Raw genomic sequence first — 14,536 nt, 5'->3', positions numbered from 1 at the left:
ATGTGGAAAAATAGCTTTATCCTTATTCTAACAAGTTTTGAGACTTGTTCACAAAGTGTGGATAAGTTTTGAAAAAAATCTGTAGTTTTCCACACGCTATTTAATTTTATTCTTGATGCTTTCAATTTCTAAACGCAAATTGTCGTCTGATTCAATCATAGTTTTGATTTTTCCATGTGCATGTATAACGGTCGTATGGTCTTTCCCGCCAAACTCACGGCCAATTTTAGGCAGACTGTTGTCAGTCAGCTCACGAGTCAGATACATAGCTACCTGTCTAGCTAAAACGATATTTTGCACTCGACGGCTGCCTTTCATCTCTTTGACACTAACACCATAGAATTTCCCAACTTCAGACTGAATCTTATCAATCGGAATAACTGTTACCTGGCTTGAATCCTGCTTGCGTGCTCGAATAGCCTCTGCAGCGATATCAATAGTGATTTCCTTCAGATGACGAACTCTAGCGATGAGACTGATGTCATTCAAAGCACCTTCCAAGTCGCGGACATTGGAGTCGAATTGTCCTGCAAGATATTCCAAGGTATCATTCGGGAAAATATAATCCAAATCTTCTATTTTGTTTCGCAGAATTGCAATTCGTGTTTCAAAATCTGGCGGTGTAATATTTTGAGTTAATCCCCATTTGAAACGTGTCACCAAGCGTTCTTCCAAATTGTCCAGATGATCAGGACTGCGGTCGCTGGTTAAAACAATCTGTTTATTTTCACCATGAAGAGCATTGAAAGTGTTGAAAAATTCTTCCTGAGTTGAAACTTTTTTTCCCCCCAAAGATTGAATGTCATCAATCAGCAGAAGATCCAGACTACGATAGATTTTTTTAAAGCTATCCATCTCTCCTAATCTTAAATGTTCGAGGAAATCGTTAATAAAGGTTTCAGCAGGTATGTACTTAACACGCGCATCTGGAATATTTTCTAAAATCTGATTGCCAATAGCATTTAATAAATGAGTTTTACCCAGGCCAGGGCCTCCGTAGATAAAAAGAGGATTATAGGTTGTGGCTAGATTCTCAGATACCGCCAAGGCAGCAGCTTTAGCCCATATATTTCCGTCTCCTTGAACAAAATTGTCAAAGGTATATTTTGACTTTAAGCCAGTATCAATAGGTGGCAAGCTTGGCTGAACAGTGCTGATTTGAGGACTGGTTACTGCAGATTTCGGAGTTTCAGTGTTAGTTTCTTCTTCAAAAATATATTTTCCCGCAATCTGATCATTAAAAATCTCAAATCCTGCAGTAAGAATAACTCCTACTAAGTTTTGCTCCCAAAATAGTTGTTTTACTGGACTATCTAGGAAAATAACAGCTTGTTTTTCTTCAACTTTGACAAGCTTGGCTTCAGCAACAAAGAAATCATAAGTTGTCTGCTTTAGCTGAGCATGAGCCAATTCTAAAATACGATTCCAAAAGTCCTGTTCTTTGGTCATAACTTCCCTCCTTTTCTATAATTTTCTGATTCATACGCATCTTATTTTATCATAAAGGCTTAAAGTTTTCCACAAGAACTGGAAAAGAATTCACATTGTTAGCTGAAGTTATCCACAGAATGTGAATAAAGCTAAAATTTCTTATTTTAATGGGCTTCCTAATTGATTTAACAGTGGATAATCTTGTTATTTTTAAAAAAGAAAATAACAGTTTTATTTAAAACTGTTTATAATTCTTTGATATTCTTCTTCGCTTTCAAAAGGAATAATCAGCTTTCCTTTACTCTGGCTTTTTAACTGAATAGAAACTTTCAGACCGAGAATTTTTTTAATTTTTTCCTCTTCAGATTTAGCAAAAAGTTCCTTATTAGGTTTCTTTTTGAGACTCTTTTTTTGCTGGAGAAGCTTTTCAACTGCTCGAACCGATAAATCTTCTTGACAGATCTTTTCCAGCCATAGTAACTGTTCTTCTTCTTTTAAGGGGACCAGTAGGCGAGCATGTCCTTGAGAAATCTCTTCTTCCTTGATAGCTTGACGAACTTCTTTAGCCAGCTGTAAAAGTCTGACAATATTGCTGATATAGGGTCTAGATTTTCCCATGATTTTAGCAATTTCATCATGTGTCAAGCCTTTGTCAATCAAATTTTGATAAGACTCAGCCTCTTCTATAGGATTCAAGTCTTCTCTTTGAAGATTTTCGATAATGGCCTGTTTCAGCATGTCATCATCAGATAATTCTTTGACGACAGCTGGGATCGTTTCTAGGCCAAGAAAAGAGGCAGCTCTAAATCTCCGTTCACCTGCTAAAATTTCATAGCCAAAAAGTGAAGATTTCCGAAGAATGATTGGCTGAATGAGACCATTTTCTTTGATTGATGCCGCTAATTCTTCAATCTTTTTTTGTGAAAATTGTTTACGAGGCTGATAAGGATTGGTTCGAATGTCTTTAAGTGCAATATATTGAAAGTTTTCCATTTGTATATAGAATAACACACCTTTACGATTGTGTAAAGGTGTGTTGACAATCTTGTAAATAGGTTAATTTGAGCTTAACTCTTTTGTTGATTTAGTGAGTTTGATTTTGACTGTTTGAGATTTACCATCTCGATAATAAGTAATTTCTACTTCATCTCCAATACTATGCTTGTAGAGAGCAGACTGAAGGTCACTAGTGGATTCCACATCTGTATTATCTACTTTTGTAATGACGTCATTTTTTTGAAGTTTGCCATCAGCAGGCATCCCTTGCTGAACAGAGCGAACAAGAATACCTGATTTCACTGAAGCAGGAAGATTTAATTTAGAAAAATCAGAAGTTGTCAGATTAGATAAATCCATCATTTGAATTCCTAAAGCAGGACGTGTGACTGTTCCATTTTTCTCAAGTTGATTGATAATATTTACGACATCATTAGATGGAATCGCAAATCCCATCCCTTCAACAGAGGTTTGACCATTTGTTGAAATTTTACTTGAAGTAATCCCAATAACTTGTCCTTGGATGTTAATCAATGGGCCGCCAGAGTTACCAGGATTAATTGCAGCATCTGTTTGCAGTGCAGTTGTTGAAATATTTTCACCATTTTCAGATTGTAACGTAACGTTTCTACCTAAACTAGAAATAATTCCTTGTGTGACAGAGTTAGCGTATTCTGTTCCAAGAGGACTTCCGATAGCGATAGCTGTCTCACCAACTGTCAGAGAACCAGAATCTCCAAATTCAGCTACATCAGTTACTTTTTCAGAGCTAATTTTAACTACAGAAATATCTGAATAAACATCTGAACCAACTACTTCACCTGGAACCTTGTTTCCATCAGCTAGCAAGATATCTACATTGGTTGATCCGTTCAGAACGTGGGTGTTGGTTACCAGATAGGCTGATTTTCCGTCTTTTTTATAAATTACACCAGAACCTTCACTGGAGATTTGTGATTCATCGTTGGCAGATTCATCATTAATAACGCTACTAGAAGATTCAGCATAAGTAATTACTGAAACAACCGCATTTTGAACCTTTTTCACAGCTTCTGAAATGTCTGTAGAGTTTTTATATGAAGTAGCTACACTAGTTGTTGAATTTCCATTCATTTTTACATGTGAAGTTACTAATGTAGTAACATAATTTCCTAAACTTCCGCCAATAAAACCTACAATTAATACTGCAAAAAGCAATAAAGCCCTTTTGATGGCATTTGAAGAATTTTTCATGTTTTCCTCCTTGAATTACAATTGATGAAATTATATTTATACAAACTTAATTATAACTTAAATCCTTTAAGTTTTCCACACCTTGTGGAAAACTTAGAAAAACTGTTGATAGGCATTAGAAAATACACAGATTAGCCGATTCCCAGATAAATTTTACTTGTTAATAAAGTGTGAAGTATATATGAATATGATAGAATAAACTTATGAAAATAAAACTTGTAACAGTTGGAAAACTGAAAGAAAAATATTTAAAGGATGGAATTGCTGAATACATGAAGCGTCTCAATCGATTCTGCAAGGTGGAAATTGTTGAGCTAGCGGATGAAAAAACACCTGATAAAGCTAGTGATTTAGAAAATCAGCAGATTCTTGAAAAAGAAGGAAATAAAATTCTGGCTAAAATTAATGAGCGTGAATTTGTTATTGCTTTGGCAATTGAAGGAAAGCAATTTCCGTCAGAAAATTTTAGTCAGCTCATGATGGATACTACAGTGCGTGGCTTTTCTGATATCACTTTTGTTATCGGAGGAAGTTTAGGTTTATCTCCTGCAGTGAAAAAGCGGGCAAATCTTCTGATGAGTTTTGGCAAATTAACCTTACCTCATCAACTGATGCGCCTTGTTGTAATAGAGCAAATTTATCGAGCTTTTATGATTCAGCAGGGGAGTCCTTATCATAAGTAATCTTGACGGCAACTCTATTTTCTGATAGAATGAGATGGTATTGGTCTCATAGCTCAGCTGGATAGAGCATTCGCCTTCTAAGCGAACGGTCGCAGGTTCGAATCCTGCTGAGATCAGAAAGGTAAAAAATGCGAAGTATTTTAGAATATTTCGTTTTTTTTCTTCTATTTTTTTGGTATAATGTCATTTCGGGGATAAAAAATGACATTTCAGGGAAAATTGTCACTAACTCTTTCTATTTTTCTATAATGATAAATGTAAGGTGACTTACAAGATAAAAAGATAGGAGATAGTTATGAAAATCTATTCTTTTCAAATTGCTTTAAATAGCAATTCACTTGTTCAAACCTTTTGGGATTTAAGAGGTGTTCCAAATCCATGGGGTTGGATTTTTGGAAGATAAGAATTTTAAAGTTTAGGGGAGAAATTTATGTCACTTGAAATAATTGGATTAATTATTCATCCTTTTATTAATGTAGCTGCATTTTTAGTGATTTTATCAAAAATCACTAAAATTAAGCATACTCGCTTTTTTGTAGCTGTTTGCTTTGGTCTTGAGATTATAGTTCCGTTTATAATTGCTTTTTTAGGACACATATTTTCATTTTCTAGCACAATTCCATCATATACACTGTCATTTTTTCTCCCTCTATTTTTAGTTTGGTATTTTTGTAAAGTTGAAAAAATTAAAAAATATCAATCTTTCTTACTTTCCTTCTTTTTATGTCTGTCAATTGATAGTTCTACTACTTTCTTTTCAGTTATTATTTCATCTGTTTTAGGAGATGATTTTGTAGCTCAGTACATGGGCTTGTTTCTGACATGTATCAACTTAATATCCTTGTTCTTTATGGTAAAGGTTATTGATATTTTTGATTTCAGAATAGATTATCTCAAAAGAAGTTTCTTTAAATCTCAGATTCTGATGATTAGTAGTTTATATGCAATGAATTGGCTGATTTTAAATCTCTCTCATTGGATTAGCAATATAAAGCATCTCAACAGTTTTAGCAGTATGATTGCTACTATTTGTTTCTTGGCCTTTCTTTCTACCTTGGTGACATTCAAGGACAGCCGTGAGAAATACGAGAAAGAAGAGCGTTTGCGGCAAAAAGAATCCGAACAGCTTCGACTTCAGGAGTATACTGATGAAATTGTGAGATTGTACTATGAAATCAAAGGGTTTCGTCATGATTATGCTAGCATGCTGACAAGTATGCAAGTGGCTATTCAAACTGGAGATATCAAGGAAATTGAGCACATTTATCAAGAAGTCTTGGCTGATGCAAATTTGAACCTGCGTTCAGATAAATATACAGTTTTTGATTTGAATAATGTAGGAGATTCAGCTTTAAGGAGTGTCATGACTGAGACAATCTTTCAAGCGCGTGAACATCAGATTCAGCTGACTTTTGAAGTTAAGGATAAAGTGGAACGCCTTCCAATCAAGTTGTTAGATCTGGTCAGAATTGCTAGTATTTTATTAAATAATGCTATTGAGAGTGCAATTGACAGCCTGGAAAAAATTGTCCATGTTTCTCTGGTTCAACTGGATGATAGAACCATTTTTGTTGTTCAAAATTCTCGTAAAGAAGGAAAATTGGATTTGGAAGAACTCTATCAGCCGGAATTTTCAACTAAAGGAGAAAATAGAGGCTATGGATTGAATAACATCAAGGAAATTTTAGATAGGTATGAATTTATCACTCTTGATACACAAATTGAGCCAAGAAGTTTTACACAGATTTTAACAATTAGGAGATAGAATTTATGAAAGTGTTAGTTTTAGAGGATACCGTATCTCATCAAGTCAGGATGGAAACGACATTAGCAGAAATTGCTGAGGAACTTAGAATTGACATCCAGGTTCAGGTTACAGGAAAAATCAAAGAATTCAAAAAATATATTGAAAATGGAGACGTTAACCAGCTTTATTTTTTGGATATTGACATTAAGGGGGAGGAAACAAAAGGGCTGGAAGTAGCTCAATTTATCCGTCATCATAATCCTTATGCCATTATAGTTTTTGTAACCTCAAAATCTGAATTTGCTACTATGACTTTTAAATATAAAGTATCAGCACTTGATTTTATTGATAAAGATATCAACAATGATGCTTTTAAAAATAGAATCAAAGACAGTATCCTTTACACTAAGAGTACACTAATTGAAAATACCAATATGGTAGATTATTTTGAATATAGTTATCGTGGCAATGATGTTCGAATGCCTTATAACGATATTTTGTATATCGAAACGACAGGGAGCTCTCATAAACTTCGGATTGTCGGTAAAAATTTTCTCAAGGAGTTTTATGGAACGATAACAGATATTCAAGAAAAAGATCAGCAATCTAAACGATTTTTTTCACCACATAAATCTTATCTGGTGAATATTGGCAACATTGTTGATTATGACAAGAAAAATCGAGAAATTATTTTTTACGAAAATCATCGCTGTCCGGTCACTCGTTTAAGAGTGAAATATCTGAAAGATATTTTCGAAAATAAAGGGAAAAGAGTTGACAAAGCTTAAAAACCTGATATAATGGAATATGTTCTGAAAGAGAGCATACCATATGGTCCGTTGGTCAAGGGGTTAAGACACCGCCTTTTCACGGCGGTAACACGGGTTCGAATCCCGTACGGACTATATTATCCGGCATAGCTCAGTTGGTAGTAGCGCATGACTGTTAATCATGATGTCGTAGGTTCGAGTCCTACTGCCGGAGCTAGAGACACTCCTAGTGAGTGTTTTTTTTATTGTTCAAAAAAAGGCCTTCACTAGCATTTTAATGAAGAGCCTTATTTTTTATATTGGTAAGTAGCTGTTTTTTTGATATATTTACATTCTCTGTTGCTTCCTACGTAGAAAATTATAGCAAACAAATAAGATTATGCCAGATATGAAGGCAATGCCACCTTCTTTTAGTCCATTAGGAATGAAAGTGAGAACAACATTTCCTTCTCCTTTTTTCACATCTAATTTCATAAAGCCGTTTTGAGCTCGTTTTAGTGTGACAGGCTTCCCGTTAAGAGTGGCTGACCATCCCTTATCATAAGGAATGGTAAAGAATAATGAAGTATCCTTTTCCGCTCTATAGTTTGTTTTTACTGTGTTTAAATCAGTAGTTGTGGAAACAGGCTGCTCTTTTAATTTTTGAATGACATTTTGATATTGCTCAGTATTAACGGCAAAAAATTCTGGCGTATCAAATGAAACTGTCGAATTGTCTGGGAATGTAAAGCGAATAGATACTGTTTGACTTTGACTGAAATGGCCAGCATTAAAGAAAGGAAAAACATTATTAGTTGTATAACGTTCTGTAAAGTTATTGACAGTAATGTCAATATCTGTCTGATCATCATTACTAAAATCAATCCCAGCAACATTAACATATAGTTGACTGTTAGCAGGTACATTGACAGTATAGATTACACTAGCAAAGCTTGTATTATGCTCTCTGTCAACATAAACAGTTACTCTGTTACCAATTTGCTTGACATTTTCATTAGTAGTTATAGCATCTACTTTATCATAATATTTAAAATCAAAACCAGTCAACCGATTTAAAAATTCTGTTTGATTATCTAGGGTCAAATTTGTAAACTTGACATCCTGGTAAACATCATTGGTCAGAAAAGCTAAACCAAGTGCAGCATCATTTTGGTAGAGAGACATTTCTTTTTCAGTTTTCTCAGGAAGAAAACCAAATTTTTGAGGATCTGTTTCAGATAGATTGTAGCGAACACCAAAAATACTGTCCATCAAAATACTGTTGTTTTGATAACGTAGATTCAGATTTGTTCCTGCTGATTTAAAACCAAGTTTATCTAAAGTAGAACTTGCCTGAGTATTTCGAACAGATGAGAACTGGGAAATTCCATTGTAGTTGAATTTCATACTGTCATTTCCCGTTTGTGGATTCAATCTTTCTGTTCTAAAAAATTCAATATTTTCCTTTTTGGAATAATTGACAAGCTTGTCAATCTCGTCAAGGTGACTGGCATATGAAGAACGAGTGGCAAATACCCATTCTTTAGCAATTCCTCCAACTTGATAATAGGAATTAAGCGACAATTCAAAAGTAACAAAGAAAAGCAAGACAGGGAGAATGATTTTTGGTTGAATCGAAGATTTTGCTAAGACAAAGCTAATCAAGAGATAAGCCAGCAGAAATTCTAATGTTAGAATATAATTCTCAGGACCCAAAAAGTCATAATGTTTTCTCTGAATAAAAGTAATAATAAATCCGAGACTGAGCAAAGTGAAACTAATGGCAACATTCATCAATTTCACGTCTTTCCAACGATTTAAAGTCTCAGCAGCCAGATAGATAACTACCAGAGAAAATAGCCAAGAATAACGGTGAAGAAACATGTTCGGAGCATGCATTCCTTGCCAAAGTAAGTCTAAATATTGAAGATAAAAACTAGCTATGAAAATTGCAATAAGTAAAAAGTAGCAAAGTTTCACGTGAAACTTAACAGATTTTAAGGTGAAAAATAAGATAGCCAGAATCAAGGGGAAGGTGCCGACATAAATCATAGGGATAGAACCATACTTGGTTGTATCAAAACTGCCAATAAAATTTTTAGCAAATACATCTAAAAGCCAACTTTTTTCTGTCAACAAAGAAGAAACTTTTGTTAAGGTTTCACCATGAGTACTTATGTCTAGGTAAGTTGGTAGAATCATGATTAGGCTAGTCAGACCTGCTAAAGCAGATACGACTGTAAAGTCAAGTAAACTTTTAATTCTATTTTTGAAATCCCAAGATAATTGAAGAAGGTACCAAAAGACTAAAAAGATTGCCATCATATATCCAAAATAATAATTTTGGATGAAGAGAATTGACAGTGTTGTAAAGTATAGTACTCTGCCTTTTCCAGCTATCAATCTATGTAAACCTAGCACAATCAAAGGTGCAAGGATAAACACATCCAACCAGGTTTTAATTTCCAATTGACTGACTGAAAAACTCATTAAAGAAAATGAAGTTGAAAGAGTGATGATGAGTAAGGCTGGAATCTTTTTAAATATTCCTTTGATGCTGATAAAGGTAGAGAGTCCAATTAATCCAAACTTGATTAAGGTAAATAGATAGACGGCATCTGGCATTGATTTCAAATCAAAGAAATAAACCAAGGGAGATAAGAAGCTACCTAAATAATAACTAGATAAAGCATAGAAATTCTGCCCAAGTCCACTGGAGAAAGTATAGAAAATACTATCTGTGCCATGAAGGATATTTCTTAGGTTGGTGTCAAAAATGACATACTGATGAAAACCATCACCAAGCAAGGGAGACGTTTCGCTATTCCAGTAAATTCCGTACATCAAGTAGACAAAGAACTTAATGAAAAATGGAAGAAAGAAGGCACAAAAATAAGGCCAATTTTTTTTAAAATATTCTTTAATGTGATTCATATTTCTTATATAGAAAGAGGCAGAAACGTTGTTTCATGCCTCTGTAAAGCTTTGTAAACGTAAATTGACAAGAGATTAATCTTTCCAAAGTTCCTTGACTTTTGCCTGAACTTCTTGATTTTCTAAGAATTCATCATAGGTTTCGTCAATGCGGTCAATGACACCGTTTTTAGATAAGACAATGATATGGTTTGCCAAGGTTTGAATAAATTCATGGTCGTGACTGGCAAAAATAATGGATCCTTTGAAGTTGTTCAATCCATCATTTAAGCTGGAGATTGATTCCAAATCTAAGTGATTGGTTGGATCGTCCAAGACTAAAACGTTGGATTTAAGCAACATCAACTTAGATAGCATAACCCGAACTTTTTCTCCTCCTGACAAGACATTGACAGACTTGTTAACCTCATCTCCAGAGAAAAGCATGCGTCCAAGGAATCCTCGAAGGAAGGTGTTGTCATCCTCTTCTTTGCTAGCAAATTGACGCAGCCAGTCAAGGATTGATTCGCCACTAGCAAAGTCACGAGAATTATCTTTTGGTAGGTAAGATTGACTGGTTGTGACACCCCACTTGACAGTTCCTTCATACTCAATATCACCCATCAAAGCACGAATCAAAGCTGTTGTTTGGATGTCGTTTTGGCCAATCAAAGCTGTTTTATCGCCAGGACGTAAAATAAAGTTAATATTATCAAGAATAGTTTCTCCGTCTATCTTGACAGAAAGGTTTTCCACTGTCAAGAGATCATTACCGATTTCACGTTCTGCTTTAAAGCTGATAAATGGGTATTTACGGCTAGATGGAACAATTTCTTCTAACTCAATCTTGTCAAGCATCTTTTTACGAGAAGTTGCTTGTTTTGATTTTGAAGCATTGGCAGAAAAGCGAGCAACAAATTCTTGAAGTTGCTTGATTTTTTCTTCTGCTTTGGCATTTCGGTCAGCTAGAAGCTTAGCCGCTAGTTCGCTTGATTCTTTCCAGAAATCATAGTTTCCAACATAGAGTTTGATTTTTCCAAAGTCAAGGTCGGCCATATGAGTGCAGACTTTATTCAAAAAGTGACGGTCGTGGGATACAACAATAACTGTATTGTCAAAATCAATAAGAAAGTCTTCCAGCCAAGTAATAGACTGAATATCCAAACCGTTAGTTGGCTCGTCCAGAAGTAAGACATCAGGTTTACCAAAAAGGGCTTTGGCTAAGAGTACTTTGACCTTGTCTCCGTTAGAGAGCTCGCTCATATTTTGGTAGTGAAGATCTTCTGGAATATTGAGATTTTGCAATAATTGAGAGGCTTCACTTTCAGCTTCCCAGCCACCTAGTTCAGCAAACTCTCCCTCAAGCTCGGCTGCACGTACACCATCTTCATCAGAAAAATCAGGCTTCATATAAATAGCATCTTTTTCTTTCATAATGTTGTAGAGATGTTCATTTCCCATGATTACAACATCAATAGCCCGTTCTTCTTCATAGTCAAAGTGGTTCTGGCGAAGGACTGAAAGACGTTCATTTGGTCCTAGAGAAATGTGGCCTGTTGTTGGCTCGATATCACCAGCTAAAATTTTTAAAAAGGTTGATTTTCCAGCGCCGTTAGCTCCAATCAATCCATAAGTATTTCCTTCTGTAAATTTGATGTTGACTTCATCAAACAATTTTCGGTCACTGAAACGCAGTGATACATCTGATACTGTAAGCAATGTCTTTCTCCTATATATATAATCTTCTTCATTTTACTAGAAAACAGAACTTTTTTCAAATAATTCTGAGATAAAAAGTAAAAAACGAAGCCAAAAGAAAAAAGGAGAATAGAATGAACTAAGACTTTTAGGTTTTCCAGCCAGAATAGTTTGTAAATTAAGTTTACAAATATTGTAAAGGCGTGTCAATAAAGTTGTAAAAACTGGAATTTTCGCTTTTTTCTAGAAACTTCTTTCTCATTTTCATTGAAAATGATATAATGAACTCATTATAAATTGAGGAGTAATAAATGACTAAACCAATTATTTTAACAGGAGATCGTCCGACAGGAAAATTGCATATTGGTCATTATGTAGGAAGTTTACGGAATCGCGTGCTTTTGCAGGATCAGGGTAAATATGAGATGTTCGTATTTTTGGCTGATCAGCAAGCTTTGACAGATCATGCAAAGGACCCTCAGACAATTGTTGAGTCCATTGGGAATGTCGCTTTAGATTATCTAGCGGCTGGATTGGATCCTGAAAAGGTGACTATTTTTATTCAAAGTCAGATTCCTGAGTTGGCAGAGTTGTCAATGTATTACATGAATTTGGTGTCATTGGCTCGGCTTGAGCGTAATCCTACTGTCAAGACTGAGATTGCGCAAAAAGGATTTGGTGAAAGTTTGCCGACTGGGTTTTTAGTTTATCCTATTTCTCAGGCAGCAGATATTACTGCTTTCAAGGCTAATTTTGTACCAGTAGGACATGATCAAAAGCCTATGATTGAGCAGACTCGGGAAATTGTTCGTTCCTTTAACCACGCTTATCAGACAGATGTTTTGGTAGAACCGGAAGGGATTTATCCTGAAAATGAAGCGGCTGGACGTTTACCTGGTTTGGATGGCAATGCTAAGATGTCTAAGTCTCTCAATAACGGCATTTATTTGGCAGATGACATGGATATTCTGCAAAAGAAAGTCATGAGCATGTATACGGATCCTAATCATATCAGAGTGGAAGATCCTGGAAAAATTGAGGGAAATATGGTCTTTCATTATCTGGATGTTTTTGGCCGCCCAGAAGATGCTGCTGATATTGCTGCAATGAAAGAGCATTATCAAAGAGGTGGTCTGGGAGATGTCAAAACCAAACGCTATCTGTTAGAAATTTTAGAGCGAGAGTTAGGTCCGATTCGTGAGCGTCGTGTGGAGTTTGCTAAAGACATGGGTCAGGTCTATCAGATGCTGCAAGAAGGATGCGATAAGGCCCGTCAGACTGCCGCTCAGACTCTTTCAGAAGTGAAGTCTGCGATGGGGATTAATTATTTTAAATAACGAACATTATTGATTATAAATCATAAAAACTATCGTTTTTAGTTTCAAAAATGATGGTTTTTATTTTTTGTGTAATAATGATTGACAATTTCCTATAGAATGGTATGATATTAACAACAAAAAAACCAGCTCTTATTCAAAGAAAACTGAACTTCAATTTTCTTTGGCTATTAGTTTAATAAAAAGGAAAAGAGGAAACTGTGGATGTCTAACTGGGACACTAAATTTTTGAAAAAAGGTTTTACCTTTGATGATGTGCTGCTGATTCCAGCTGAAAGCCATGTGCTGCCCAACGATGCTGATTTGAGTACCAAGCTTGCTGAGAATCTGACTTTAAATATCCCAATCATTACTGCCGCTATGGACACTGTTACAGAGAGTCAGATGGCTATCGCTATTGCCCGTGCTGGCGGTCTTGGAGTTATCCACAAAAACATGTCTATTGAGCAACAGGCTGATGAAGTTCGAAAGGTTAAACGTTCTGAGAATGGCGTTATTATTGATCCTTTTTTCCTAACGCCAGAGCATACGATTGCTGAAGCAGATGAGTTGATGGGACGTTACCGTATCAGTGGTGTTCCTGTTGTAGAAACTCTTGAAAATCGTAAGTTAGTAGGGATTTTGACCAATCGTGATTTGCGTTTTATTTCTGACTTCAATCAACCTATTTCCCGTCATATGACTAGTGAGAATCTTGTCACAGCTCCTGTTGGAACAGATTTGGGAACTGCAGAGCGCATTTTGCAGGAGCACCGGATCGAAAAGTTGCCTTTGGTTGATGATAAGGGCTGTCTTTCAGGTTTGATTACCATTAAAGATATTGAAAAGGTTATTGAGTTTCCAAATGCTGCCAAAGATGAGTTTGGCCGTCTCTTGGTAGCTGGTGCTGTGGGTGTTACTTCAGATACTTTCGAACGTGCAGAAGCTCTCTTTGAAGCGGGTGCAGATGCGATTGTTATTGATACTGCGCATGGGCACTCAGCTGGAGTTTTGCGTAAGATTGCAGAGATTCGTGCTCATTTCCCTGATCGCACCTTGATTGCAGGAAATATTGCAACTGCTGAAGGTGCACGCGCTCTTTATGAAGCAGGTGTGGATGTTGTTAAGGTCGGAATTGGACCAGGTTCTATCTGTACAACCCGTGTCATTGCTGGTGTTGGCGTTCCCCAAGTAACTGCTATTTATGATGCAGCTGCTGTGGCGCGTGAATATGGAAAAACCATCATTGCTGATGGTGGAATCAAGTACTCCGGAGATATTGTTAAGGCCTTGGCTGCTGGTGGAAATGCTGTTATGCTGGGTTCAATGTTTGCTGGTACAGACGAAGCGCCAGGCGAGACAGAAATCTTCCAAGGTCGGAAATTTAAGACTTATCGTGGTATGGGCTCTATTGCCGCTATGAAGAAGGGCTCTAGTGACCGTTACTTCCAAGGTTCTGTCAATGAAGCGAATAAGCTAGTTCCAGAAGGAATTGAAGGCCGTGTGGCATACAAGGGAGCTGCTGCAGATATTGTCTTCCAGATGCTTGGTGGTATTCGCTCTGGAATGGGCTATGTTGGTGCTGCAAATCTGCAAGAACTTCACGATAATGCTCAGTTTATTGAGATGAGTGGCGCTGGATTGAAAGAAAGCCACCCTCATGATGTGCAGATTACAAATGAAGCCCCTAACTATTCAGTTCAATAAAAAATAAAACGAGGTCGGGAATTTTTCCTAACCTCGTTTTAAATTTACGATTTAAATTGACAT

At 36.1% G+C, this 14,536-nt stretch carries 11 protein-coding genes and 3 tRNA genes; 9 read left to right on the top strand and 5 right to left on the bottom strand.

All coding sequences use genetic code 11. The features are described 5' to 3' along the window. Positions 1-96: 96 nt before the first annotated feature. The 3 genes from dnaA to O3621_RS10505 all read right to left on the bottom strand — a co-directional run bounded on the left by dnaA (position 97) and on the right by O3621_RS10505 (position 3,660). On the bottom strand, positions 97-1,449 hold the full coding sequence (dnaA, locus tag O3621_RS10515; RefSeq protein WP_009659520.1) for a chromosomal replication initiator protein DnaA: 1,353 nt from the start codon (positions 1,447-1,449) through the stop codon (positions 97-99). A gap of 213 nt (positions 1,450-1,662) precedes the next feature. After that, positions 1,663-2,424 (bottom strand): ParB/RepB/Spo0J family partition protein, encoded by a 762-nt coding sequence (locus tag O3621_RS10510; protein WP_314448161.1) that lies wholly within the window; start codon positions 2,422-2,424, stop codon positions 1,663-1,665. 63 nt (positions 2,425-2,487) lie between these two features. Beyond that, the gene (locus O3621_RS10505) at positions 2,488-3,660 is read right to left on the bottom strand and encodes a trypsin-like peptidase domain-containing protein (RefSeq protein ID WP_314448160.1); all 1,173 of its coding nucleotides are present in this window, start codon (positions 3,658-3,660) and stop codon (positions 2,488-2,490) included. A 203-nt stretch (positions 3,661-3,863) separates the two neighbouring features. On the opposite strand from O3621_RS10505, the gene rlmH reads away from it, so the two are divergent. From rlmH to O3621_RS10470, 7 genes are all read left to right on the top strand, one after another. Then, entirely contained in the window at positions 3,864-4,343 is a 480-nt protein-coding gene (rlmH, locus tag O3621_RS10500; protein ID WP_314448159.1) for a 23S rRNA (pseudouridine(1915)-N(3))-methyltransferase RlmH, read from the top strand. Between the two features lie 42 nt (positions 4,344-4,385). After that, positions 4,386-4,459, top strand: a tRNA-Arg gene (locus tag O3621_RS10495). A gap of 179 nt (positions 4,460-4,638) precedes the next feature. Continuing rightward, positions 4,639-4,746, top strand: coding sequence for a competence protein (locus tag O3621_RS10490; protein ID WP_002905686.1), 108 nt, complete (start codon positions 4,639-4,641; stop codon positions 4,744-4,746). 27 nt (positions 4,747-4,773) lie between these two features. Then, positions 4,774-6,108 (top strand): competence system sensor histidine kinase ComD, encoded by a 1,335-nt coding sequence (gene comD / locus O3621_RS10485; protein WP_314448157.1) that lies wholly within the window; start codon positions 4,774-4,776, stop codon positions 6,106-6,108. 5 nt (positions 6,109-6,113) lie between these two features. Next, a complete protein-coding gene (comE, locus tag O3621_RS10480) occupies positions 6,114-6,878 on the top strand; it encodes a competence system response regulator transcription factor ComE (protein ID WP_314448154.1) in 765 nt (254 codons plus the stop codon). Between the two features lie 45 nt (positions 6,879-6,923). Then, positions 6,924-6,995 (top strand) — tRNA-Glu (locus O3621_RS10475). Positions 6,996-7,000: 5 nt separating this feature from the next. Then, a tRNA-Asn gene (locus O3621_RS10470) sits at positions 7,001-7,074 on the top strand. Positions 7,075-7,187: 113 nt separating this feature from the next. Here O3621_RS10470 and O3621_RS10465 read toward each other — a convergent pair. Both O3621_RS10465 and O3621_RS10460 read right to left on the bottom strand, forming a co-directional pair. Then, positions 7,188-9,773, bottom strand: a complete 2,586-nt coding sequence (locus O3621_RS10465) for a YfhO family protein (RefSeq protein ID WP_314448153.1) — start codon at positions 9,771-9,773, stop codon at positions 7,188-7,190. A gap of 75 nt (positions 9,774-9,848) precedes the next feature. Continuing rightward, positions 9,849-11,471, bottom strand: coding sequence for an ATP-binding cassette domain-containing protein (locus O3621_RS10460; RefSeq protein ID WP_061589500.1), 1,623 nt, complete (start codon positions 11,469-11,471; stop codon positions 9,849-9,851). Positions 11,472-11,761: 290 nt separating this feature from the next. On the opposite strand from O3621_RS10460, the gene trpS reads away from it, so the two are divergent. Then, positions 11,762-12,787: a tryptophan--tRNA ligase gene (gene trpS / locus O3621_RS10455; protein WP_002928591.1), complete on the top strand. Its 1,026-nt coding sequence runs from the start codon at positions 11,762-11,764 to the stop codon at positions 12,785-12,787. 204 nt (positions 12,788-12,991) lie between these two features. Beyond that, the gene (gene guaB, locus O3621_RS10450) at positions 12,992-14,473 is read left to right on the top strand and encodes an IMP dehydrogenase (RefSeq protein ID WP_314448146.1); all 1,482 of its coding nucleotides are present in this window, start codon (positions 12,992-12,994) and stop codon (positions 14,471-14,473) included. Positions 14,474-14,536: the final 63 nt, after the last annotated feature.

This window comes from Streptococcus sp. 20925_1_22, assembly GCF_041431685.1.
Taxonomy (GTDB): domain Bacteria; phylum Bacillota; class Bacilli; order Lactobacillales; family Streptococcaceae; genus Streptococcus.
This window is presented reverse-complemented; position numbering and strand designations above follow the sequence as displayed.

Coding starts and splice junctions, on each gene's coding strand:
- dnaA (WP_009659520.1), bottom strand. CDS start 1,449: ATGACCAAAGAACAGGACTTTTGGAATCGTATTTTAGAATTGGCTCAT.
- O3621_RS10510 (WP_314448161.1), bottom strand. CDS start 2,424: ATGGAAAACTTTCAATATATTGCACTTAAAGACATTCGAACCAATCCT.
- O3621_RS10505 (WP_314448160.1), bottom strand. CDS start 3,660: ATGAAAAATTCTTCAAATGCCATCAAAAGGGCTTTATTGCTTTTTGCA.
- rlmH (WP_314448159.1), top strand. CDS start 3,864: ATGAAAATAAAACTTGTAACAGTTGGAAAACTGAAAGAAAAATATTTA.
- O3621_RS10490 (WP_002905686.1), top strand. CDS start 4,639: ATGAAAATCTATTCTTTTCAAATTGCTTTAAATAGCAATTCACTTGTT.
- comD (WP_314448157.1), top strand. CDS start 4,774: ATGTCACTTGAAATAATTGGATTAATTATTCATCCTTTTATTAATGTA.
- comE (WP_314448154.1), top strand. CDS start 6,114: ATGAAAGTGTTAGTTTTAGAGGATACCGTATCTCATCAAGTCAGGATG.
- O3621_RS10465 (WP_314448153.1), bottom strand. CDS start 9,773: ATGAATCACATTAAAGAATATTTTAAAAAAAATTGGCCTTATTTTTGT.
- trpS (WP_002928591.1), top strand. CDS start 11,762: ATGACTAAACCAATTATTTTAACAGGAGATCGTCCGACAGGAAAATTG.
- guaB (WP_314448146.1), top strand. CDS start 12,992: ATGTCTAACTGGGACACTAAATTTTTGAAAAAAGGTTTTACCTTTGAT.